The sequence below is a fragment of the Herbaspirillum sp. 1130 genome (genome assembly GCF_017833835.1).
In the GTDB taxonomy this organism is placed as follows: Bacteria; Pseudomonadota; Gammaproteobacteria; order Burkholderiales; family Burkholderiaceae_D; genus Herbaspirillum; species Herbaspirillum huttiense.
Genome location: NZ_JAFICQ010000006.1, coordinates 127,307 through 147,685, shown reverse-complemented (window position 1 = coordinate 147,685; position 20,379 = coordinate 127,307). Strand labels below are relative to the sequence as shown.

Annotated in this window: 22 protein-coding genes; 7 read left to right on the top strand and 15 right to left on the bottom strand. The window is 62.9% G+C overall.

Translation table 11 applies throughout. The annotated features are described in order from the left end of the window. Window positions 1-63: 63 nt before the first annotated feature. From hisC to JOD78_RS24860, 14 genes are all read right to left on the bottom strand, one after another. Window positions 64-1,170, bottom strand: coding sequence for a histidinol-phosphate transaminase (gene hisC / locus JOD78_RS24925; RefSeq protein ID WP_134137100.1), 1,107 nt, complete (start codon window positions 1,168-1,170; stop codon window positions 64-66). Beyond that, complete coding sequence (locus JOD78_RS24920) at window positions 1,151-1,984, bottom strand: site-specific DNA-methyltransferase (protein WP_204727033.1); 834 nt, start codon at window positions 1,982-1,984, stop codon at window positions 1,151-1,153. The genes hisC and JOD78_RS24920 overlap by 20 nt, the downstream gene beginning before the upstream one ends. Before the next feature lie 4 nt (window positions 1,985-1,988). Beyond that, on the bottom strand, window positions 1,989-3,305 hold the full coding sequence (gene hisD / locus JOD78_RS24915) for a histidinol dehydrogenase (protein WP_134136896.1): 1,317 nt from the start codon (window positions 3,303-3,305) through the stop codon (window positions 1,989-1,991). A gap of 39 nt (window positions 3,306-3,344) precedes the next feature. Beyond that, window positions 3,345-3,995, bottom strand: a complete 651-nt coding sequence (hisG, locus tag JOD78_RS24910) for an ATP phosphoribosyltransferase (RefSeq protein ID WP_008332468.1) — start codon at window positions 3,993-3,995, stop codon at window positions 3,345-3,347. A gap of 30 nt (window positions 3,996-4,025) precedes the next feature. Then, window positions 4,026-5,276 (bottom strand): UDP-N-acetylglucosamine 1-carboxyvinyltransferase, encoded by a 1,251-nt coding sequence (murA, locus tag JOD78_RS24905; protein WP_134223470.1) that lies wholly within the window; start codon window positions 5,274-5,276, stop codon window positions 4,026-4,028. 9 nt (window positions 5,277-5,285) lie between these two features. Beyond that, window positions 5,286-5,522: a BolA family protein gene (locus JOD78_RS24900; protein WP_039783960.1), complete on the bottom strand. Its 237-nt coding sequence runs from the start codon at window positions 5,520-5,522 to the stop codon at window positions 5,286-5,288. Between the two features lie 47 nt (window positions 5,523-5,569). Further along, the gene (locus JOD78_RS24895; protein WP_034330737.1) at window positions 5,570-6,334 is read right to left on the bottom strand and encodes an ABC transporter permease; all 765 of its coding nucleotides are present in this window, start codon (window positions 6,332-6,334) and stop codon (window positions 5,570-5,572) included. Continuing rightward, complete coding sequence (locus tag JOD78_RS24890; RefSeq protein ID WP_039783846.1) at window positions 6,331-7,251, bottom strand: ABC transporter ATP-binding protein; 921 nt, start codon at window positions 7,249-7,251, stop codon at window positions 6,331-6,333. Before JOD78_RS24890 ends, JOD78_RS24895 begins: the two co-directional genes overlap by 4 nt. Before the next feature lie 327 nt (window positions 7,252-7,578). Next, window positions 7,579-7,872, bottom strand: a complete 294-nt coding sequence (locus JOD78_RS24885; RefSeq protein ID WP_034330732.1) for an STAS domain-containing protein — start codon at window positions 7,870-7,872, stop codon at window positions 7,579-7,581. Between the two features lie 45 nt (window positions 7,873-7,917). Then, window positions 7,918-8,559, bottom strand: coding sequence for an ABC transporter substrate-binding protein (locus tag JOD78_RS24880; RefSeq protein ID WP_121040427.1), 642 nt, complete (start codon window positions 8,557-8,559; stop codon window positions 7,918-7,920). Window positions 8,560-8,851: 292 nt separating this feature from the next. Next, window positions 8,852-9,589 carry a VacJ family lipoprotein gene (locus JOD78_RS24875; RefSeq protein ID WP_121040429.1) on the bottom strand — a complete coding sequence of 246 codons (738 nt, stop codon included), beginning with the start codon at window positions 9,587-9,589 and terminating at the stop codon, window positions 8,852-8,854. 5 nt (window positions 9,590-9,594) lie between these two features. After that, window positions 9,595-10,071 carry an outer membrane lipid asymmetry maintenance protein MlaD gene (mlaD, locus tag JOD78_RS24870; protein WP_034330727.1) on the bottom strand — a complete coding sequence of 159 codons (477 nt, stop codon included), beginning with the start codon at window positions 10,069-10,071 and terminating at the stop codon, window positions 9,595-9,597. A gap of 73 nt (window positions 10,072-10,144) precedes the next feature. After that, window positions 10,145-10,924 carry a lipid asymmetry maintenance ABC transporter permease subunit MlaE gene (mlaE, locus tag JOD78_RS24865; protein ID WP_121040431.1) on the bottom strand — a complete coding sequence of 260 codons (780 nt, stop codon included), beginning with the start codon at window positions 10,922-10,924 and terminating at the stop codon, window positions 10,145-10,147. Further along, complete coding sequence (locus tag JOD78_RS24860) at window positions 10,921-11,724, bottom strand: ABC transporter ATP-binding protein (protein ID WP_198516418.1); 804 nt, start codon at window positions 11,722-11,724, stop codon at window positions 10,921-10,923. The genes mlaE and JOD78_RS24860 overlap by 4 nt, the downstream gene beginning before the upstream one ends. Before the next feature lie 410 nt (window positions 11,725-12,134). Between JOD78_RS24860 and ychF the strand changes: the two genes are divergently transcribed. Further along, complete coding sequence (gene ychF, locus JOD78_RS24855) at window positions 12,135-13,226, top strand: redox-regulated ATPase YchF (protein WP_088756877.1); 1,092 nt, start codon at window positions 12,135-12,137, stop codon at window positions 13,224-13,226. Between the two features lie 194 nt (window positions 13,227-13,420). On the opposite strand, the gene JOD78_RS24850 is transcribed toward ychF, so the two are convergent. Then, window positions 13,421-14,338 carry a LysR family transcriptional regulator gene (locus JOD78_RS24850; RefSeq protein ID WP_034330719.1) on the bottom strand — a complete coding sequence of 306 codons (918 nt, stop codon included), beginning with the start codon at window positions 14,336-14,338 and terminating at the stop codon, window positions 13,421-13,423. A 129-nt stretch (window positions 14,339-14,467) separates the two neighbouring features. Here JOD78_RS24850 and JOD78_RS24845 point away from each other — a divergent pair, with 129 nt between their 5' ends. From JOD78_RS24845 to JOD78_RS24820, 6 genes are all read left to right on the top strand, one after another. Continuing rightward, a complete protein-coding gene (locus JOD78_RS24845; protein ID WP_039786339.1) occupies window positions 14,468-15,226 on the top strand; it encodes a 5-oxoprolinase subunit PxpA in 759 nt (252 codons plus the stop codon). Window positions 15,227-15,256: 30 nt separating this feature from the next. Then, the gene (locus tag JOD78_RS24840; protein ID WP_209569322.1) at window positions 15,257-15,505 is read left to right on the top strand and encodes an acetyl-CoA carboxylase; all 249 of its coding nucleotides are present in this window, start codon (window positions 15,257-15,259) and stop codon (window positions 15,503-15,505) included. A gap of 10 nt (window positions 15,506-15,515) precedes the next feature. Beyond that, window positions 15,516-16,904, top strand: coding sequence for an acetyl-CoA carboxylase biotin carboxylase subunit (locus tag JOD78_RS24835; RefSeq protein WP_209569323.1), 1,389 nt, complete (start codon window positions 15,516-15,518; stop codon window positions 16,902-16,904). A 1-nt stretch (window position 16,905) separates the two neighbouring features. Further along, window positions 16,906-17,805 carry an allophanate hydrolase subunit 1 gene (locus tag JOD78_RS24830; protein WP_209569325.1) on the top strand — a complete coding sequence of 300 codons (900 nt, stop codon included), beginning with the start codon at window positions 16,906-16,908 and terminating at the stop codon, window positions 17,803-17,805. Continuing rightward, a complete protein-coding gene (locus JOD78_RS24825; protein WP_209569328.1) occupies window positions 17,795-18,772 on the top strand; it encodes a biotin-dependent carboxyltransferase family protein in 978 nt (325 codons plus the stop codon). The genes JOD78_RS24830 and JOD78_RS24825 overlap by 11 nt, the downstream gene beginning before the upstream one ends. A gap of 199 nt (window positions 18,773-18,971) precedes the next feature. Next, on the top strand, window positions 18,972-20,303 hold the full coding sequence (locus tag JOD78_RS24820; protein WP_209569330.1) for an allantoin permease: 1,332 nt from the start codon (window positions 18,972-18,974) through the stop codon (window positions 20,301-20,303). Window positions 20,304-20,379: the final 76 nt, after the last annotated feature.

Below are 20,379 nucleotides of genomic sequence, written 5' to 3'. Positions count from 1 at the left end.
TGGACGGGGTTCTATCGTTGGTAATGCGTAATGCCTGCTTGCCTGCGGTGGACCTTCAAACCTTCACTGCTCGCGCAGTGCATCTTTCAGGGCCGTCAGGAAGATGGCGTTTTCTTCATCCGTACTGACGGTAATGCGCAAACAGTTTTGCAGCAATACGTGCATTCTACCGGCATTTTTGACAAGTACCCTGCGCGCCAGCAAGGCGGCGCAGACTTTATCGGCTTCCGGGACGCGGATCAGGATGAAATTGGCTGCCGAAGGAAACACCTCCACCCCCTCCAGCGCCGCCAGTTCGGCCGCCAGCACGCTGCGCGCCTCACGCAGCTGCGCCGCCTGCGCCTCCAGCACCTGCAAGTGTTCCAGCACGAACAGCGCGGCCGCTTCGGTGAGCATGTTGACGTTGTAGGGCGGACGCACCTTGTCCAATTCGCGCAACAGCGCCGGGGCCGCCGACAGGTAGCCCAGGCGGATGCCCGCCAGCCCCAGCTTGGAGACGGTGCGCATCACCACCAGGTTGTTGTGCTGCGGCAATGCCGGCATCAGCGTCGATGCAGCGAAAGGCTGGTAAGCCTCGTCCACCACCACCAGGCCATAGGGTGCGGCGGCTTCGATGATGCGCAGCACGTCGGCCATCGGATAGAGCGTGCCGGTCGGATTGTTGGGATAACCCAGCCAGGTGATGACCGGCTTGTGTTGCTCAATGGCTGCCAGCATCGCGGGCAGGTCCAGCGTCAGGTCCGCGCGCAGTGGCACGCCCACATAATCCAGCCCGGCCATTTTTGCCGAGACGCCATACATGACGAACCCCGGTTCCGGTGCCAGGATGGTCCGCCCCGGAATGGCACAGGCTACTGAAAGCATGGTGATGAGCTCATCCGAACCATTGCCCAGCAGGACGTCATAGCCCGCAGGCACGCCCAGTTTCGCGCAGATGGCCGCTTTCAGGCGGGTATAGGACGGCACCGGATAACGGTTGAGCTCCAGCGCTGCCAGCCGCTGCGCCAGTTCTTCACGCAAGGCCGGCGGCAGCAGGTAGGGATTTTCCATCGCATCGAGCTTGACCATCCCTTCGGCCGACGGCACGTGATAGGACTGCCAGCCGCGCACCAGCGGGCGGATCACGTTGGCTACCAGGTCGTCCACGGTCTCAGGCTTGGAGGGATTCATCATCTTGGCTCGCAGGCGCCGGCGCATCGAGAGCGTCGAGACGCTGGCGGATCAGTTCGCAATAATCGGGATTGAGTTCAAAGCCGGTGAAGTGGCGACCGCAACGGCGCGCAGCCACGGCGGTAGTGCCGCTGCCCATGAAGGGATCGAGCACCACGCCGCCCGGCGGGCAAGACGCCTTGACCATGCGCTCCACCACTTCCAGCGGTTTCTGGGTGGGATGGTCGGCGCGCTCTTTATGTTCACGATGCAGGCGCGACACACTCCATACATCCTTGGGGTTGTAGCCCATTTCCAGCCACTTGGCCCCGACGAAGATGGAGCGTGAACGCGCCTTCTTGGTCTGGGCATCGTAGGGAATGCGGATGGCGTCGAGATCAAAGAAATAATCCTTGGCCCGCGCGAAGAAACCGATGGTGTCATGCACCGAGGAATAGCGCCGGGTGCTGCCGCCCATGGAGGGCACGCGGCGATCCCAGATGATCTCGTTGATCATGGTCATGCGCTGCTTGAGCATCACGAAGATTTCCGGCGAATTGCGCCAGGTCAGGAAGATGTAGAGGCTGCCATTGGGCTTCAACTTGGGCAGCGCGGCATCGATCCACTGCTCGGTCCACGACAGATAAGCGGCCGTATCGAGCTTGTCGGAATCGTTGCCGTAATCCTTGCCCAGCCCATAGGGCGGATCGGCGATCATCAGGTCGACGCTGCCATCGGGAATGCGCGCCAGGCCAGCGGTGGCCGAGAGCGCATCCTCGCAGAATACGCGGTCCAGCCAGCCGGCACCTGCGAGGGAGTCGGTGGCGGAGGTCATCCTGTCACTTCCTGAGCCGCAGTTCGGCCGAGCGGGCGTGCGCCTGCAAGCCTTCACCGTAAGCCAGTTCGGCAGCGATCTTGCCCAGCGTCTGCGCGCCCTCTTCCGAGACGCGAATGATGCTCGAACGCTTCTGGAAGTCATACACGCCCAACGGTGAAGAGAAGCGAGCGGTACGCGACGTCGGCAGCACGTGGTTGGGACCGGCGCAGTAGTCGCCCAGCGATTCGGAGGAGAAGCGTCCCAGGAACATGGCACCGGCGTGACGGATCTGGTCCGCCCACTGCTGCGGCTCCTGCGCGGAAATCTCCAGGTGCTCGGCGGCGATCATGTTGGCGATCTCGCAGGCTTCTTCCATGTCGCGCACCTTGACCAGGGCGCCACGGTCGGTGAGCGAAGTGCGGATCACGTCCTTGCGCGGCATGTCTTCCAGCAGGCGGTTGATCGAGGCTTCGACCTTGGCGATGTAGTCCGCATCCGGGCACAGCAGAATGGATTGCGCCAGCTCGTCGTGCTCGGCTTGCGAGAACAGGTCCATGGCGATCCAGTCGGGATCGGTCGCGCCATCGCAGATCACCAGGATTTCCGAAGGACCGGCGATCATGTCGATGCCCACCACGCCGAACACGCGGCGTTTGGCGGCGGCCACATAGGCATTGCCGGGACCGACGATCTTGTCCACCTGCGGGATGGTGGCGGTGCCATAAGCCAGCGCGCCCACGGCTTGCGCGCCACCGATGGTGAAGACGCGATCGACACCTGCGATGGCGGCCGCGGCCAGCACCAGTTCATTCTTCACGCCGTCCGGAGTCGGCACGACCATGATGACTTCCTGCACGCCGGCCACCTTGGCCGGAATCGCATTCATCAATACCGACGAAGGATAGGCGGCCTTGCCGCCCGGCACGTAGATGCCCACGCGATCCAGCGGCGTGACCTTCTGGCCCAGCTCGGTGCCATCGGCTTCGCGATACAGGAAACCATCCGATCCGCATTCCTTCTTCTGGCGCTCGTGATAAGCGCGCACGCGGTCGGCAGCGGTCTGCAGCGCATGGCGGCGCGCCTCGGGCAGGCCTGCCAGTGCGGCTTGCAGGGCATCCTTGCCGATTTCCAGGCCAGCCACGGAAGCGGCCTGCAGGCGGTCGAAGCGCTGGGTGTATTCCAGCACGGCGACATCGCCGCGCGCCTTCACATCGGCCAGGATGGCCGCTGCGGCGCGGTCGATGGCCTCGTCTTCGCTGGCTTCGAAGGCCAGCACGGCCGACAGCTTGTCACGGAAGCCGGCTTCGGCGGAATCGAGTTTTCGGATGGCAATGCTCATGGTCTCACCTGCTCTGCGAAGATATCTGGGGTCGTGGGATTACTTGGCCTTGGAAGCCTTCTCGAAGGCATCGAGAATCGGCTGCAGGCGCTCGCGCTTCAACTTCAGCGCGGCCTGGTTCACCACCAGGCGCGAGGAGATGTCGATGATGTGCTCGACTTCCACCAGCTTGTTGGCACGCAGCGTGCCACCGGTGCTGACCAGGTCGACGATGGCATCCGACAGGCCCACCAGCGGGCCCAGTTCCATCGAGCCATACAGCTTGATCAGGTCCACGTGCACGCCCTTGGCGGCGAAGTGTTCGCGCGCGGTATTGACGTACTTGGTCACCACGCGCAGGCGCGCGCCCTGGCGCACCGCATTGGCGTAGTCGAAACCTTCCTGCACCGCCACCGACAGGCGGCACTTGGCGATGTTCAGGTCGATGGGCTGGTACAAGCCTTCACCGCCATGTTCCATCAGCACATCCTTGCCGGCCACGCCGAAATCGGCCGCACCGTATTGCACGTAGGTCGGCACGTCCGAGGCGCGCACGATGATGACGCGCACGTCGGGGTCATTGGTCGGCAGGATCAGCTTGCGCGAGGATTCTGGATCCTCGGCCACGGTGATGCCAGCGGCCTTGAGCAGCGGCAGGGTCTCTTCGAAGATACGGCCCTTGGACAGCGCCAGCGTCAGTTGTTGGGTCATGATGGTGTGCGTTTTCTGGGGTCCGTCAATTTACTTGATGCGTTCGATATCGGCACCGATAGCCGACAGCTTGGCTTCCATGCGGTCATAGCCGCGGTCGAGGTGGTAGATGCGTTCCACCACGGTCTCGCCTTGCGCGGCCAGCCCGGCGATGACCAGCGAGGCCGAAGCGCGCAGGTCGGTCGCCATCACCGGCGCACCGAGGAATTTTTCCACGCCGGTGACGATGGCGGTATTGCCTTCCACATCGATGGCCGCACCGAGGCGATTCAATTCCTGCACATGCATGAAACGATTTTCGAAGATGGTCTCGGTGACGTGGCTGGTACCTTCAGCCAGGCAGTTCAAGGCCATGAACTGCGCCTGCATGTCAGTCGGGAAACCCGGATATTCGGTGGTGCGGAAGCTCACCGCCTTGGGACGGCGCGCCATCTGGATGCGGATCCAGTCTTCACCCGAAGTGAGGATGGCACCGGCGTCACGCAGCTTGTCCAGAGCGGCATCCAGCAAACCGGCGCGGGTGCGGTGCAGGGTCACGTCGCCACCGGTGGCGGCGACAGCGCACAGGAAGGTGCCGGTCTCGATGCGGTCCGCGATGACCTCATGCTCGGCACCGTGCAACTTCTCCACCCCCTGGATCACCAGACGGTCGGTTCCGATGCCCTCGATCTTGGCGCCCATCTTCACCAGCAGGTGAGCCAGGTCGCCCACTTCCGGCTCGCGCGCGGCGTTTTCCAGCACGGTCTCGCCATCGGCCAGGGCGGCGGCCATCAGGAGGTTCTCGGTGCCGGTCACGGTGATCATGTCGGTGACGATGCGCGCGCCCTTGAGGCGCTTGGCCTTGGCATGGATGTATCCGGCCTCGATATGAATTTCCGCGCCCATCGCCTGCAGTCCCTTGATGTGCTGGTCCACCGGACGTGAACCAATGGCACAACCGCCGGGCAGCGACACCTTGGCCTGGCCGAAGCGCGCCAGCAAGGGGCCCAGCACCAGGATCGAGGCACGCATGGTCTTGACCAGTTCATACGGCGCTTCCGGGCGGGTGATGTCGTTGCCGTTCAAGACCAGCTGCTCGCCGTTCTCGCGCACGCGCAGGCCCATCTGGCTCATCAGCTTGGTAATGGTGACCACGTCCTGCAGGTGCGGCACATTGGAGAGCACCAGGTCGCCATCGGTGAGCAGGCCCGCGCACAGGATGGGCAGGGCGGCGTTCTTGGCACCGGAAATGGTGACGTCACCGGAGAGGCGCTTGCCGCCACGGATCAAAAGCTTGTCCATCGTGTTGCCTTATTTCTGGAATTCTTCGGGGGTCAGGGTCTTCATCGACAGCGCGTGGATTTCTTCACGCATGCGGTCGCCCAGGGCGGCATAGACCAGCTGATGGCGCTGGATCAGGCGCTTGCCGGTGAAAGCCTCGGCGACGATGACGGCGGTGAAGTGCTGGCCATCGCCCTCCACTTCCAGGTGCTGGCAGTCGAGGCCGGCGGCGATGTAGCTTTTGACGAGTTCAGGTGTGGGTAGCATGGTGAGGCTCTTCACGGGAATGGGGGAGATGGCGGGGCGCAGGGTGTTCAATGCGAACCCGCGCGCAGCTTGTAGCCGCTTTTGAGCATGCGTACGGCCAGGGTCGACAGCGCCACGAAGAACACGGCGACGATACCGAGGCTGGTCATGGGGGGAATGTCGGACTGGCCGAAGAAGCCGTAGCGAAAACCGTCGATCATATAAAAAAACGGGTTGAAATGCGATACCGCCTGCCAGAACGGGGGCAGCGAGTGTATCGAATAGAACACGCCGGCCAGGAAGGTCAGCGGCACGATCAGGAAATTCTGGAACGCCGCCAACTGGTCGAACTTCTCCGCCCAGATCCCTGCAATCAGGCCCATGGTGCCCAGGATGCCCGCACCCAGCAGGGCGAACACCAGGATCCACAGGGGGGCGACGAAGTCCAGGTGACCGAACCAGACGGTGACCACGAACACGCCCGCACCCACCATCAGGCCACGCACCACGGCCGCGAGCACGTAGCCGCCGAACAGCTCCCAGTGCGACAGCGGGGTCAGCAGCACGAACACCAGGTTACCGGTGATCTTGGACTGGATCAGCGAGGAAGAGCTGTTGGCAAAAGCATTCTGCAGCACGCTCATCATCACCAGGCCCGGCACCAGGAAGCCGGTGTAGTTCACGCCCGGATAGACCTGCACGCGGTCCTGCAGGACGTGGCCGAAGATCAGCAGGTACAGCAGGGCCGTGACGATGGGCGCAGTGATGGTCTGGGTGGCGACCTTCCAGAAACGCAGGATTTCCTTGTAGAACAGGGTGCGGAAACCGATCATTTTTCATCTCCCATGATCTGGATGAAGACGTCTTCCAGGTCGGCCTGCTGCAATTGCAGATCATCGATCTCCGCGCCCGAGGCGCGCAGCGTGGCCAGAATGGGTTCGACTTCCTTGTAGTCATTCACGCGCAGCGTGTACTTGTTGGCGGCATTGCCGGCCAGCAGCTCCTCTGGATGGGTGACCAGAGCCTTGAGGCCATCGGGCAGGCTGCCGCGCTTCAGTCGCAGCACCATCTGCGAACCGGAGATGCGGCGGATCAGCGCATCGGTCGAATCCAGCGCCACCACCTTGCCGAACTTGAGCATGGCGATGCGATTGCACAGGGCCTGGGCTTCTTCCAGGTAGTGCGTGGTCAGCACGATGGTATGCCCCTCGCGGTTGAGGCGGCCGATGAACTGCCAAAGGGTCTGGCGCAGTTCCACGTCCACCCCGGCGGTCGGCTCATCGAGCACGATGACCGGCGGCTTGTGCACCAGCGCCTGGGCCACCAGCACGCGCCGCTTCATGCCGCCGGAGAGTGCGCGCATGTTGGTATCGGCCTTGTTGGTGAGGTCGAGGTTGTCCATGACCTCGTCGATCCACTTGTCGTTGTTGGTCAGGCCAAAATAGCCGGACTGCATGCGCAATGTCTCGCGCACGGTGAAGAAGGGATCGAAGACCAGTTCCTGCGGTACCACGCCCAGGTTCATGCGCGCGCCGCGATAGTCGCTGACCACGTCATGCCCGTGGATGGTGACCGAGCCGGAATCGGCCCGGTTCAGGCCGGCGATGATGGAAATCAACGTGGTCTTGCCGGCGCCGTTGGGGCCCAGCAGACCAAAGAATTCACCTTCTTCGATTGCCAGCGACACACCACCCAGCGCCTGCAGGGACTGGTAGCGCTTCTTGATGTCTGTGATTTGGAGAGCGGCCATTGCCTCGCCCGTTCAATACGTTACTTGCCAGAAAGAAATAAGGAGCCAGGAGTTCCACCGGGGAATCCGCTGTCCGCCTCGCCTCGGCCGCGCCATCCTCCCGACGGGGAAGCGTATGACGCAGTCATGTTGTCGTTGCGCTATGAAATAGCCGGAATGTTTTGCCGATGCCGACGGGCGGGAGAATGCCTGGCGGAAACGTGATCCGCTGCCAACGCCGCCAGCGCGCCTGCAAAACCTTCGATTATAGGGGAATTCGATATTCCGGGCCGCCGTAGCACGGGCTTCCCGGCACCCGGGAGCCCGGGTCGCAAGGAGAAAACGCGATCAGTGATGTCGATCGGTAGCGGAGGTCGGTGCGGCTGCACCTTGCAACAGGGCGGTCACGCCGTAGAGATCGGCCAGGCTCTGCAGGTTGGCCGGCAAGGGACCGAAATCCAGCGCGGCGCCGCGACCGGCAGCGGCACGCCGCCAGGCCAGCAGGGTCGCCACGGCCGAGGAATCGACCACGGCCACCTCGCTGACGTCAATGCTGGCCTGGCCGGCGGCGATGGCCGACAGGCCTTCGCGCAGGACGGTGCTGGCATTGGTGAAGGTCAGCGAGGCGCCGGGCTTGAACATGGTGCGTTCTTTCGGTTCAGGAGATTGGTCGATGAACGGAACAGCTTACTTCTTGCCGTTGCCGCGTGCGGCCAACTGCTGGTTCTTGTCGGTCAACGCCTTGATCAGGCCGTCGATGCCGCCCTTGCTGATCTCGTTGGAGAAGGTGCCGCGGTAGGCTTCCACCAGCCAGGCGCCCAGCACGTTGACGTCATACAGCTTCCAGCCGTCGGGCTTCTTTTCCAGGCGATAGCTCAGCTGGATCGGCTCACCGCCGCGCGAGGAGATTACCTGCGAGTTCACTTCCACTTCGGTATCGGTCGGGGCGGCGCGCAGCGGCTTGAATTCGATCTTCTGGTCACGCACCTGCGACAGCGCGCCGGAGTAGGTGAACACCAGCAGGCTGCGGAACTGGGTAATCAGCTGCTTCTGCTGATCCGGGGTGGCCTGGCGCCAGTAGCGGCCGGCGGCCAGCTGGGTCATGCGCTCGAAGTCGACGTAGGGGAGGATCTTCTGTTCCACCAGCTGCATGATGCGGGTATTGTCGCCGGACTGGATATCCTTGTCATTCTTGGCAGTATCCAGCACTTCCGAGCTGATGCGCTTGACCAGCGCATCCGGGGCTTCCTGGGCGGCCGCTGCACCGGAGAAGGACAACGCGGGAACCGCGAAGGCAGCGATAGCGAAAAGTTTGGTAAGCATCTTCATAAGTCGGTTTTCCATTCGAGTCAGCAGAAGGTGCCGGGGCTGCCCGGGCTGCATCGCAATGAGTCGCGATGCGTGCGCCGACGGCAGCCGGCATGTCCTTCGAAGCCCGCCCGGGAGCGGGGTTCCCGTGCCGTCACAGTTCGGCACGGATGTTACAGATTGCCCTCGGAGGGCAAAGAAACTGGGCAGACAGCGCAGATTGGGCAATTGGCCCACATTTCAAGACAAGACTGCGGCACCGCAAGCGAGACCGCGGCCTCCCCGCTGGTCAGCGGGGCAAGGTCGGCGGCCATCAGGGCTTGATCGCTTCTTCCTTTTGCTCGCGGCCGCTGGAGCCACCATTGATCTGACTCTGGCGACGTTGCAGGTAGGCGTCGCGCACGAAGTCGTACTTGTCCAGCGCGGCATCTTCCAGCAGGGTCGAGGCATCCAGCAACTGGGCGCGGCGGTCGACGATGCGGACCACGGCACCGACGTTGCGCCAGCGGGTCGGACGCTTGTAGGTCCACAGGTCGCCGTACAGGTCCACCGGCATGCCGGCGGTGTCACGCAGCGTGGACGGGCCGAAGAACGGCAGCACCACGTACGGGCCGGAGCCGACGCCCCACTTGCCCAGGGTCTGGCCGAAATCGGACTTCTCGCGCGGTAGGCGGGCTTCGGTCGCCACGTCCAGCACGCCACCCAGACCGAAGGTGGTGTTGATGGCCACACGCATGAAGGTCGAGACGCCCTGCTCGATACGGCCCTGCAGCAGCTGGTTGATGGACGACCAGACATCGCCGATGTTGCCGAAGAAGTTGCCCACGCCATGCTGGATCGGGGTCGGTACCACGGTGTCGTAGGCTTGCGCGGCCGGCTTCAGGGCCACCTTGTCGACCGTGTCGTTGAAGCTGAACATGGTGCGGTTGAAGCCTTCCAGCGGATCGTTCGGATTGTTGCTGGTGCTGGCGCAGCCGGTCAGGGCTGCCGCCGCCAGGGTCAGGGCGCCGAGACGGCCTGCGTAGACGGTGCTGATGGCTTTTTTATTCATTTGATTCATTTGGAATCATCCTTTCCCTCTGCCGCCTTGCTGTACAGGAATTGACCGATGAGGTTTTCCAGAACGATGGCGGATTGTGTCATCTTAATCGTATCGCCCGAGGCCAGGTTAGCAGTATCGCCGCCTGGCTCGATGCCGATGTATTGTTCACCCAACAGACCCGAGGTCAGGATCTTGGCCGAGCTGTCCTTGGGGAATTTGTAGCTTTCGTTCATGTTCAGCGTGACCACGGCGCGGAAGGTCTGGTCATCGAAGCGGATCGAATCCACCCGGCCCACGACCACACCGGCGCTCTTGACCGCCGCACGCGACTTCAGGCCGCCGATGTTGTCAAAATTGGCCTTGAGGGCATAGGTCTTCTGGCCGAAGGACATCGAGCTCATGTTGCCGACCTTGAGCGCCAGGAACGCCAGCGCGGCCACACCGGCCAGCACGAAGATTCCTACCCAGGCATCCAGAGATTTACGTTGCATATTGAACCCTTTTTCTACCCTTTTATTCACATCATTGCGCCCCGACCGGGCGCTTGTCCAAGCACTGCGGCACTCAACTGAACATCAGTGCAGTCAGCAGGAAATCCAGGCCCAGTACGGTCAGCGAGGCGATCACCACGGTCCGGGTGGTGGCCCGGGCCACGCCTTCGGGGGTCGGCTGCGCTTCATAGCCCTGGAACAGCGCCACGAAGGTGACGGCGATACCGAAGACGATGCTCTTCAACACGCCATTGGCGATGTCATTCCACACATCCACGCCGCCCTGCATCTGCGACCAGAAGGCGCCTTCATCCACGCCGATCAGCAGCACGCCGACCACATAGCCGCCCAGCACGCCGACGGCGCTGAAGATGGCCGCCAGCACCGGCATGGCGATCACGCCAGCCCAGAAGCGCGGGGCCACCACGCGTTGCAGCGGGTTCACGGCCATCATTTCCATGGCAGAAAGTTGCTCGCCGGCCTTCATCAGTCCGATCTCGGCGGTCAGCGAGGTCCCGGCGCGGCCGGCAAACAGCAACGCGGTCACGACAGGACCCAGTTCACGCGTCAGCGACAGGGCTACCAACAGACCGAGCGCCTGTTCCGAACCATACTTGTTGAGCGTGTAATAGCCCTGCAGCCCCAGCACGAAGCCCACAAACAGGCCCGACACGGTGATGATCACCAGCGAATAGTTGCCGATGAAGTGGATCTGATCGGTGATGAGGCGCGGGCGGCGCAGCAGGCCCAGGGAGGCGCCCAGCATATTGATGAACATGCGTCCGGCAAAGCCGACCCCGACCACGAATTCGCGCACGCTGCGGCCGAGGCCGCTGACGAAACCGGCGATCATGCTGCACCTCCCAGGCCCAGGTCCTCAGCCAGCGATTTGCCGGGATAGTGGAAGGGCACCGGGCCATCCGCCTGGGCGTGGACAAATTGTTTCACATAGGGATCGGTGGATTCACGCATTTCTTGCGGTGTCCCCTGCGCCACGATCTTGCCGGCCGACAGGAAATACACATAGTCGGCAATGGCGAAGGATTCATTGACGTCGTGCGATACCAGGATCGAGGTCGAGCCCAGGGCATCGTTGAGCCGGCGAATCAGATTGGCGGTCACGCCCATGGAAATCGGATCGAGCCCGGCGAAGGGTTCGTCATACATGATCAGCGCCGGATCAAGCGCGATGGCCCGTGCCAGCGCCACCCGGCGCGCCATGCCGCCGGAGATCTCGGCGGGTTTGAGCGAGGCGGCATTGCGCAGTCCCACGGCGTTGAGCTTCATGAGCACCAGGTCGCGGATGAGCGTTTCATCCAGATCGGTATGCTCGCGCAGCGGGAAGGCCACGTTGTCGAACACCGTCATGTCGGTAAAGAGCGCGCCGTTCTGGAACAGCATGCCCATTTTGCGACGCAACACGTAGAGTTGTTTGGTCGCCAGCGACGGCACGTTCTCGCCATCGACTTCCACCCTGCCCTCCTGCGGCTGCAGCTGCCCGCCGATCAGGCGCAGGATGGTGGTCTTGCCGGATCCGGAACCGCCCATCACTGCCACCACCTTGCCACGCGGGAAGTCCATCTGCAGACCGGTCAGGATAGGCCGGTCGCCATAACGGAAGTGCAGATCGCGGATTTCGACGATATTAGTCAAAGCAGGCAAAGGGATTCGTTGAGGATTTGGGAAAACCGACATTGTAGAGCAAATTTTACAAATCGCTTTCAAGAAGGCAATACAGCCTGTAAATGGCGGGAGCCGAAAAGCCCCGTTCTTTACAAGTTGCCTGCATGTTCACTACAAATAACTACAATTTCCGCCAACCAACTAGATGACGATTGAGTCATTTAAATATTGCATCGGCAAAAAATTTCTCATTGCGTGGTGCGTCTGCAACGAAATGGTGCAATGCAGACAATTTTCCGAGACGCGAATCAAGGCTCGCATGTTACCAGTGATGGGGAGATACCACAGCGCGGGGGTGCGGAAGGATGCTGCATCGCAAAGCTGGGGCTTGGGGCGTGCGGCTTGCTACAATGTCGGTTTTGCTTTCGGAAGAATCTGTCATGAGCCTCAAATGCGGCATCGTGGGTCTGCCCAACGTCGGTAAGTCCACTCTTTTCAACGCGCTGACCAAGGCGGGCATCGCCGCCGAGAACTATCCGTTCTGCACCATCGAGCCCAACGTCGGCATCGTGGAAGTGCCCGATCCGCGTCTGAAGGCGCTGGCCGAGATCGTCAAGCCCGAGCGCATCCTGCCGGCGACGGTGGAATTCGTGGACATCGCCGGCCTGGTGGCGGGTGCCTCCAAGGGTGAAGGTTTGGGCAACCAGTTCCTGTCGCACATCCGCGAGACGGACGCCATCGTCAACGTGGTGCGTTGTTTCGAAGATCCGAACGTGATCCACGTGGCTGGTCGCGTGAGCCCGCTGGACGACATCGCCGTGATCCAGACCGAACTGGCGCTGGCCGACATGGGCACCGTCGAGAAGGCCATCCATCGCGAGCAGAAGAAGGCCCGTTCCGGCGACAAGGATGCCGCCAAGCTGGTGGCCCTGCTGGAGCGCATCATGCCGGCGCTGGACGAAGCCAAGCCGGTGCGCGCACTGGGCCTGGATGCCGAAGAAATGCTGCTGATCAAGCCGCTGTGCCTGATCACGGCCAAGCCGGCGATGTACGTGGCCAACGTGTCCGACAGCGGTTTCACCGACAATCCGCTGCTGGACCAGCTGACTGCCTACGCCAAGGAGCAGAACGCGCCCATCGTGGCCATCTGCGCGGCCATCGAAGCCGAGATCGCCGACCTGGACGACGCCGACAAGGCCGACTTCCTGGCCGACATGGGCATGGAAGAACCGGGCCTGGATCGCCTGATCCGCGCGGCCTTCAAGCTGCTGGGTCTGCAGACCTACTTCACCGCTGGCGTCAAGGAAGTGCGCGCCTGGACGGTGCCGGTGGGTGCGACCGGCCCGCAGGCGGCCGGCGTGATCCACACCGACTTCGAACGCGGCTTCATTCGTGCGCAGACCATTGCCTTTGAGGACTTCATTGCCTTCAAGGGTGAGGCCGGTGCCAAGGAAGCGGGCAAGATGCGCGCGGAAGGCAAGGAGTATGTGGTCAAGGATGGGGATGTGATGAATTTCTTGTTCAACGTGTGACGCCTTCCCGATCGACGCGAGTCGACCTCAATAAAAACCCCGAATTGATTCGGGGTTTTTTATTAACAGCCGCCCTGCAACTTGATTCAATGTCGTACCAACATGTAGTACTTCCACTTGAAACGCCTCCGGCTCGCGATCAGGATTCCAGCCACTGATCGGCAAGTGCGTCCGGATGCTCGCCTTGCCGGCCCTTATCTCCTCCCACTACTCAACTGCGGCGTCAAAAACGACTGCCTGAAATACTCCCGCACCGCCTCCATGGCTGGCGTAAATGCCACCCCCTTGCGCCAGGCCAGCCCCACATTCATGGCCGGCACGTGATCCATCAGCAACACCGTCTCGATCCGCAATCCCTCCAGCGACCAGGGCCGGTACACCAGGTCCGACAGAATCGCCACCCCCGACCCATTGGCCACCATGCTACGCACCGCCTCGATGGAACTGGTGCGCATGATGATGTTGGGCTTGCGTCCGCTTTGATTCCAGTAGCGCAGCGCGGTCTTGTCGGCCTCGTCCACCGTCAGCAGGATGAAGGGCTCATTGGCCACTTCGGACAAATTCACCACCGTGCGCTCGCCCAGCGCGTGCCGCGCCGGCAGCCACAGGCGGCGCACTGATCCGAACAAGGTCTCATAGGCAATCTCGCGGTGCCGCAGATTGGATGTCAGCACCACCGCCATATCGATCTCGCCCTCCACCAGGCTCTGCTCGATCTCCGCGCGCTCCTTCTCATGCACGTGGATCTTGATGCCCGGATAGGACTGCGACAGCCGCTGCAGATGGTGCGGCAAAAAATACCCCAGCACCGTGTAACTGGCCGCCACCCGCAAACTGCCGCTGGCCGTGTTGTCCGGCAAGGGACTCTTCATCGCATCGTCCACGCTGCGCAGGATCGAATACGCATGGTTGAGGAAATGCCGCCCGCTGTCGGTGAGGATCATCCCCTGCGGAGAACGGATGAACAGCGGAGCCCCCAGCAAAGCCTCCAGTTCCTGGATGGCACTGGTGACCGAGGATTGCGAAATGTGCAGATGGATCGCCGCCTGCGAAATCTGCCCCACTTCCGCTGTGGCCACGAAGTAACGGATCTGCCGGAGGGTGATGGCCATGTTTGACGCCCTTCATAAGCTATCGGATTTTTCGATATCAAGCCCTCTGATAATACATCTGTCCAATACCGTTGACGATTTCTATACTCGGTTTCATGTGCTGATTCCGACAGCACCGGAGACCACCAGATGAAGACAATCGACCTGAATTCGGACATGGGCGAAGGCTTCGGCCCCTGGACCATCGGCGATGGCGTCGATGCGGCCATCATGCCCCTGATCAGTTCAGCCAACATCGCCACCGGCTTTCACGCAGGCGATCCCAACACCATGCGGCGTACGGTGGAACAGGCCCGGCAACACGGCGTGGCCATCGGCGCACATCCCGGCTTTCGCGACCTGGTCGGTTTCGGCCGCCGCCATCTGAATGCGCCGGCCATCGAACTGGTCAACGACATGCTCTACCAGCTCGGTGCCCTGCGTGAGTTCGCCCGCCTCAACGGCATGACCCTGCAGCACATCAAGCCGCACGGCGCGCTCTACATGCACCTGGCCCGCGATGAAGAAGCCGCCCGCGTCTTCGTGCAGACGCTGCGCCAGCTGGACCCGAACTTGCTTCTCTTCTGCATGCACGGCTCGGCGGTCTGGCGCGTGGCGCAGGAACTGCAGCAGGCGGTGGTCTGCGAGTTCTATGCCGACCGCGATTACGACAACAGCGGCTCCATCGTCTTCACCCGCCGCGTCGGTGCGCTCGATCCGGCCCAGGTCGCAGCCAAGGTGCTGCGGGCGTGTCGCGAAGGCGTGGTGCGTACGGTCGAAGGACGCGACATCCCCATCGCCTTCGACTCCGTCTGCATCCACAGCGATACCCCCGGTGCACTGGCGCTGGTGCAGGCCACGCGCAAGAGCCTGGACGCGGCCGACATCGCCATTGCCGCGCCGCGCTGATCCCCCCATTCGTTACGAAGGAGAAAAGTCATGGCAGTCCACGAAGTGCACTCCCCTTTGCCCGGCACCTTCTATCGCCGGTCCAGCCCCGATGCCCCACCCTATGCAGAGGCAGGCGACGCCATCGAAGCCGGCCGCGTGATCGGCCTGATCGAAGTGATGAAACAATTTACGGAATTGCAGGCCGAGCACGGCGGCAAGCTGCTGGCCTTCCACGTCGGCAACGGCGACCCGGTCGAACCCGGCCAGCTGGTCGCCGTGATCGAGACCGCAGACTGAGGCCGGCATCATGACGACTTCCCTGCGCAAACTCCTCATCGCCAATCGCGGCGAGATCGCGGTGCGCATCATTCGTGCCGCACAAGCCCTGGGCATCAAGACGGTAGCTGCCTGTAGCGAAGCCGATGCCGATTCGCTGGCCGCGCGCATGGCCGACGAAGTCCAACTCATCGGCCCGGCCCGCGCCGACCGCAGCTATCTCAATGTGGACGCCTTGCTGAAGGCGGCACGCGACAGCGGTGCCGATGCCATCCATCCTGGCTATGGTTTCCTCTCCGAAAACGCTGCCTTCGCCGAAGCCGTCAGCGCGGCCGGATTGATCTTCGTGGGACCGGAGGCCGATACCATCCGCCGCATGGGCGACAAGGCCGAAGCGCGTCGTACCGCGGCCGCCGCCGGGGTGCCGGTGGTGCCGGGCTCGGCGGGCGAACTGGAGGATATTGCCAGCGCGCTGGCCTGTGCCGACGAGGTCGGCTATCCGCTGCTGATCAAGGCCTCTGCCGGAGGCGGCGGCCGTGGCATCCGCATGGCGCGCGATGCCGCCGAACTGGCGCGGGAGTTCCCGCTGGCGCAGGGCGAAGCCCAGGCCGCCTTCGGTTCCGGTGCAGTGTATCTGGAGCGTTTCATCCGCCGTGCGCGCCACATCGAAGTACAGATCCTGGGCGATGGCCAGCGAGCCGTTCACCTGTTCGAACGCGAATGCTCGCTGCAACGGCGTCGCCAGAAGGTCTTCGAAGAAGCCCCCTCACCTGCGCTCACGCCGCAACAGCGGCAGGCCCTCTGCGACAGCGCCGTGCGTCTGGCCGCCCGGCTGCGCTACCGCGGTGCCGGGACGCTCGAATATCTGTTCGACGACGAGAGCGGCGAGTTCTTCTTCATCGAGATGAATACCCGCATCCAGGTCGAGCATCCCGTCACCGAGATGATCACCGGCATCGATCTGGTCCAGGCCATGTTGCGCATCGCCGGTGGCGAGCCGCTGGGCCTGCAGCAGTCCGACATCCGCATGCAAGGCGCAGCGCTGGAGATGCGCATCAATGCCGAAGATCCCAAGCGCAATTTCTTCCCCTGCCCCGGCACTGTTGCCGAACTGCAGTGGCCGCAGGGCGAGGGCATCCGCGTGGAGAGCCATCTCTATGCGGGCTATCGCATCCCGCCGTATTACGACTCGTTGCTGGCCAAGCTGGTGGTCCATGGCAAGGACCGTACGCAGGCCATCGCCCGCGCCCAGGCGGCGGTTGCTGCCACGCACATCACTGGCATGGCCACCACCTTGCCACTGCATCAGTGGTTGCTGGCCGATGCCCGCGTACAGGCTGCCCGCTTCGATACCGGCGCGCTGGAAAGCTGGCTGGCCGAACGTGCCAACGCGCGCACCGCGCAACTTGAGGAGGCCTGAGATGAACCGCACACAAGCCTCACAGTCCACGCCCATTCGCTACAGCATTGCAGGTGACGAACATCTCTTTGCGGAAGTATCGGAGTCGATGTCACTGGAAGCCTTCTTCCGCGCCATGGCCATCACTCGCGCAGTGGAACAGCTGGCATTGCCCGGTGTACTCGATGTCTGCCTGGCCAATGCCTCCTTCCAGATCCGCTTCGATCCCGACCTGATCCATCCGCTGGCCCTGCTGGAACAGGTCAAGGCGCTGGAAAGCAGCACCACGGCCGAGCGCCGCATCGACACGCGCATCATCGAAGTTCCGGTGCTGTATGACGATCCCTGGACCAATGAAACCCAGGCGCGCTTCCGCGACCGTCACCAGGATCCCGCCTCCACCGACCTGCAATACGCAGCGCGCATCAATGGCTACGACGAAGTGCAAGCCTTCATCGCAGCCCACAGTGGCACGCCGTGGTTCGTCTCCATGGTCGGCTTCGTGGCCGGCCTTCCCTTCATGTACCAGATGGTCGAACAGGACCGGCAACTGCAAGTCCCCAAGTACCTGCGTCCGCGCACCGACACCCCGAAGCTGACACTGGGACACGGCGGCTGCTTCGGTTGCATCTACTCGGTACGCGGTGCGGGCGGTTACCAGATGTTCGGCGTCACGCCTGCGCCAATCTACGATCCGCAACAGGGCCTGCCCTACCTGCAGGAATCGATGGTGTTCTTCCGCGCTGGCGACATCGTGCAATTCAAGGCCATCGATCGCAGCGCGTATGACGCCGCCATCGCGGCCGTCGATGCCGGTCGTTTCGACCTGCGCATCCGCCCGGCGCGTTTTGATCTCGATGCCTTCCAGGCCGATCCCCAGGCCTGCATCCATGCTCTCAAGGAGGCCCTCCATGACGATTAAGGTGAAACAGCCCGGCCTGGCGACCTCGGTGCAGGATGGTGGCCGGGAAGGCTACTACCATCTGGGCATCCCGCCCTCGGGGGCACTTGACCAGTACGCCCTGCGCAGCGCCAACCTGCTGGTCGGCAACCACGCCACCACCTCCGCGCTGGAGTGCAGCCTGCTCGGACCGCAACTGGAATTCCGGTCTGACGCCCTGGTCGCCGTGACCGGAGCGCGCATGCAGCCGCGTGTGGATGGCAGCGAACGCCCGCTCGATACCGCCTTCATGGTGCGCAGCGGCCAGGTCCTGAGCTTCGATTATCCGAAAGCGGGCGCACGCAGCTATCTCGCCATCGCCGGCGGCATCGATGTGCCGGTGGTGCTGGAAAGCCGTTCCACCTATGCGCTGGGTGCGCTGGGCGGGTGGCAGGGACGCAAGCTGGCCAAGGAGGATGAACTGCCGCTTGGCCGGGCCTCGTCGAAGGCGGTCGAGGGGCGTGCCCTGCCGCTGTCGCTGGTGCCGGTCTTCGATCGCGAAGCCACGCTGCGCGTGGTGCCGGGGCTGTATATACATCGGCTCACCGAGGAGGCCGTGGAGCGCTTCTTTGCCGATACCTGGACCGTGGGCTCGGAAGCGGACCGTATCGGCTACCGCTTCAAGGGTGGCCAGGCGATGCAGTTCAAGCCACGCGAACAGCCCTTCGGCGCCGGCTCGGATCCCTCCAACATCGTCGATGCCTGCTATCCCATCGGCTCGATCCAGATCCCCGGTGGCCTGGAACCCATCGTCCTGTTGCGGGATGCAGTCTCCGGCGGCGGCTACGCCACCATCGGCACGGTCATCAGCGCCGACCTCGACCTGATCGGGCAATTGCAGCCCAACCACAAGGCGCAGTTCGTGCGGGTGACGCTGGAGCAGGCCCTGGAGGCCCGCCGCCAGTACCAGCAGCGCTTCCAGCGCCTGAGCAGCCTGCTGGGCAGCTGACACTTCCGCGCAGGTCACACCGCGTTTGACGCTTGTCCCCAGGCCAGTCCGCACAGGCGGCTGCCCTGGGGCCGGGCCCGGCTTTGCCTTCCCATTCGTACTCGCAGTCGCAGCAACTTGCAGCAACTTGTTGGAACGTCCTTCTTGCCTCTCATCCGCCTCATTGAATCATTGCTTCAACGTCTCTGGAGAAACTGACATGGCCGGCCTATCACACACGCAGAACAAGGAAACCGATCTCTCCACCCACAGCGTTCCCGCCAGCGCGCGCATGGGCAAACTGTCGCTGACGATGGCCTGGTGGGCCGTCTGCAGCGCGATCTTCTACATCGTCGTGGGCGCATCGCTGGCGCTGACCTACGGCGCGCGCAATGCCCTGATCGGCATGGTGCTCTCGGTCATCAGCTACGGACTCATCAATGCCTGCATCAGCCGCTACGCCATGCGCACCGGCCTGTCGGTGGCCCTGTTCTCGCGCATCCTGTTCGGCCGGCTCGGGGCCTCGCTGGCCACGCTGATCTTCTTTTCCACCGCGATCTATTACGCCGTCTTCGAGGGCTCGGTGATTGCGGTGGCCCTGCATCATCTTTATCCCTCGCTGCTCTATCCGGTCGCCGCGCTGATCGTGGTGCTCTACAGCGTGCCGCTGGTGTTTGGCAGCGTGCAGAACTGGCTGGACAAGTTCAACGGCGTGCTGCTGCCGTTCTATCTGCTGGGCCTGCTGATGGCGCTGGTGCTGGCGGTGAGCCAGTATGGCTACCAGCCGCAGTGGCTGGACTTCGGCCCGGCAGTGCCGCCGGCAGATGGCTGGTGGAGCTGCTTCACGTATTACATGGGCGTATGGGTATTGATGATGTTCACCTTCGACTATGCCCGCTTCGGCAAGCCGGAAGATGCGACGTATCACGGCCGCTTCAATTTCGGGATGCCCTTCTACCTGGTCACCATCCTGCTCAATGGCGCCGCCGGCATCTACCTGGCCAGCAGCATTCCGCAGGATGGCCAGCTGTCCGAGGTGTCGGTGGTGATGGCCATCCTCAAGCTGATGGGCTTCTGGGGACTGCTCTTCGTCTGGGTCACGCAGACGCGCATCAATACCGCCAACTACTATCTGGCAACGGTCAACATGCAGGCCTTCTTCGGCAACCTGCTGGGCCTGCACGCCTCGCGTCTGGTGTGGTCGGTGGTGGTCGGGGCAGTGGTCTATGCGCTGATGCTGGCGGACGTGTTCTCCTACCTGCTCAAGGCACTGGCCTATCAGGGCGTGTTCGTGGTGGCCTGGGTGGGCGTGGCGCTGGCGCATATTCTCACCGTACCGGATCACGCTGGCACCGGTGAAGGGTCGGCCGGCATCAATCGTGTCGGACTGGGTGCATGGTTCTGCGGCGTGGTGCCGGGCTTCGTGCTGATGGAGATGACGGGCTTCTGGCCATCGCTGTCGGCACCGCTGACCTTCGTGGCGTCAATGGGGGTGTATGCCTTGTGGCAGCAGCGGGGACGCACAGGCAAGACCTGGCAGACGGCGAAGTGATTGCGTTCCGGCGCAACACGAGGGCGGCCATGGCTGCCCTTTTTTGATGTCCGAATGACCTGTGCTCTCGGGCTGC

Excerpts from the sequence above, each read along its gene's own strand:
- JOD78_RS24920 (WP_204727033.1), bottom strand. The coding sequence starts at position 1,984 with ATGACCTCCGCCACCGACTCCCTCGCAGGTGCCGGCTGGCTGGACCGC.
- JOD78_RS24885 (WP_034330732.1), bottom strand. The coding sequence starts at position 7,872 with ATGTTCAAGCCCGGCGCCTCGCTGACCTTCACCAATGCCAGCACCGTC.
- JOD78_RS24820 (WP_209569330.1), top strand. The coding sequence starts at position 18,972 with ATGGCCGGCCTATCACACACGCAGAACAAGGAAACCGATCTCTCCACC.
- JOD78_RS24875 (WP_121040429.1), bottom strand. The coding sequence starts at position 9,589 with ATGAATAAAAAAGCCATCAGCACCGTCTACGCAGGCCGTCTCGGCGCC.
- JOD78_RS24830 (WP_209569325.1), top strand. The coding sequence starts at position 16,906 with ATGAACCGCACACAAGCCTCACAGTCCACGCCCATTCGCTACAGCATT.
- JOD78_RS24850 (WP_034330719.1), bottom strand. The coding sequence starts at position 14,338 with ATGGCCATCACCCTCCGGCAGATCCGTTACTTCGTGGCCACAGCGGAA.
- JOD78_RS24825 (WP_209569328.1), top strand. The coding sequence starts at position 17,795 with ATGACGATTAAGGTGAAACAGCCCGGCCTGGCGACCTCGGTGCAGGAT.
- murA (WP_134223470.1), bottom strand. The coding sequence starts at position 5,276 with ATGGACAAGCTTTTGATCCGTGGCGGCAAGCGCCTCTCCGGTGACGTC.
- hisG (WP_008332468.1), bottom strand. The coding sequence starts at position 3,995 with ATGACCCAACAACTGACGCTGGCGCTGTCCAAGGGCCGTATCTTCGAA.
- JOD78_RS24895 (WP_034330737.1), bottom strand. The coding sequence starts at position 6,334 with ATGATCGGTTTCCGCACCCTGTTCTACAAGGAAATCCTGCGTTTCTGG.
- JOD78_RS24900 (WP_039783960.1), bottom strand. The coding sequence starts at position 5,522 with ATGCTACCCACACCTGAACTCGTCAAAAGCTACATCGCCGCCGGCCTC.
- hisC (WP_134137100.1), bottom strand. The coding sequence starts at position 1,170 with ATGAATCCCTCCAAGCCTGAGACCGTGGACGACCTGGTAGCCAACGTG.
- hisD (WP_134136896.1), bottom strand. The coding sequence starts at position 3,305 with ATGAGCATTGCCATCCGAAAACTCGATTCCGCCGAAGCCGGCTTCCGT.
- mlaE (WP_121040431.1), bottom strand. The coding sequence starts at position 10,924 with ATGATCGCCGGTTTCGTCAGCGGCCTCGGCCGCAGCGTGCGCGAATTC.
- JOD78_RS24880 (WP_121040427.1), bottom strand. The coding sequence starts at position 8,559 with ATGAAGATGCTTACCAAACTTTTCGCTATCGCTGCCTTCGCGGTTCCC.
- JOD78_RS24840 (WP_209569322.1), top strand. The coding sequence starts at position 15,257 with ATGGCAGTCCACGAAGTGCACTCCCCTTTGCCCGGCACCTTCTATCGC.
- JOD78_RS24835 (WP_209569323.1), top strand. The coding sequence starts at position 15,516 with ATGACGACTTCCCTGCGCAAACTCCTCATCGCCAATCGCGGCGAGATC.
- JOD78_RS24890 (WP_039783846.1), bottom strand. The coding sequence starts at position 7,251 with ATGGCCGCTCTCCAAATCACAGACATCAAGAAGCGCTACCAGTCCCTG.
- mlaD (WP_034330727.1), bottom strand. The coding sequence starts at position 10,071 with ATGCAACGTAAATCTCTGGATGCCTGGGTAGGAATCTTCGTGCTGGCC.
- ychF (WP_088756877.1), top strand. The coding sequence starts at position 12,135 with ATGAGCCTCAAATGCGGCATCGTGGGTCTGCCCAACGTCGGTAAGTCC.
- JOD78_RS24845 (WP_039786339.1), top strand. The coding sequence starts at position 14,468 with ATGAAGACAATCGACCTGAATTCGGACATGGGCGAAGGCTTCGGCCCC.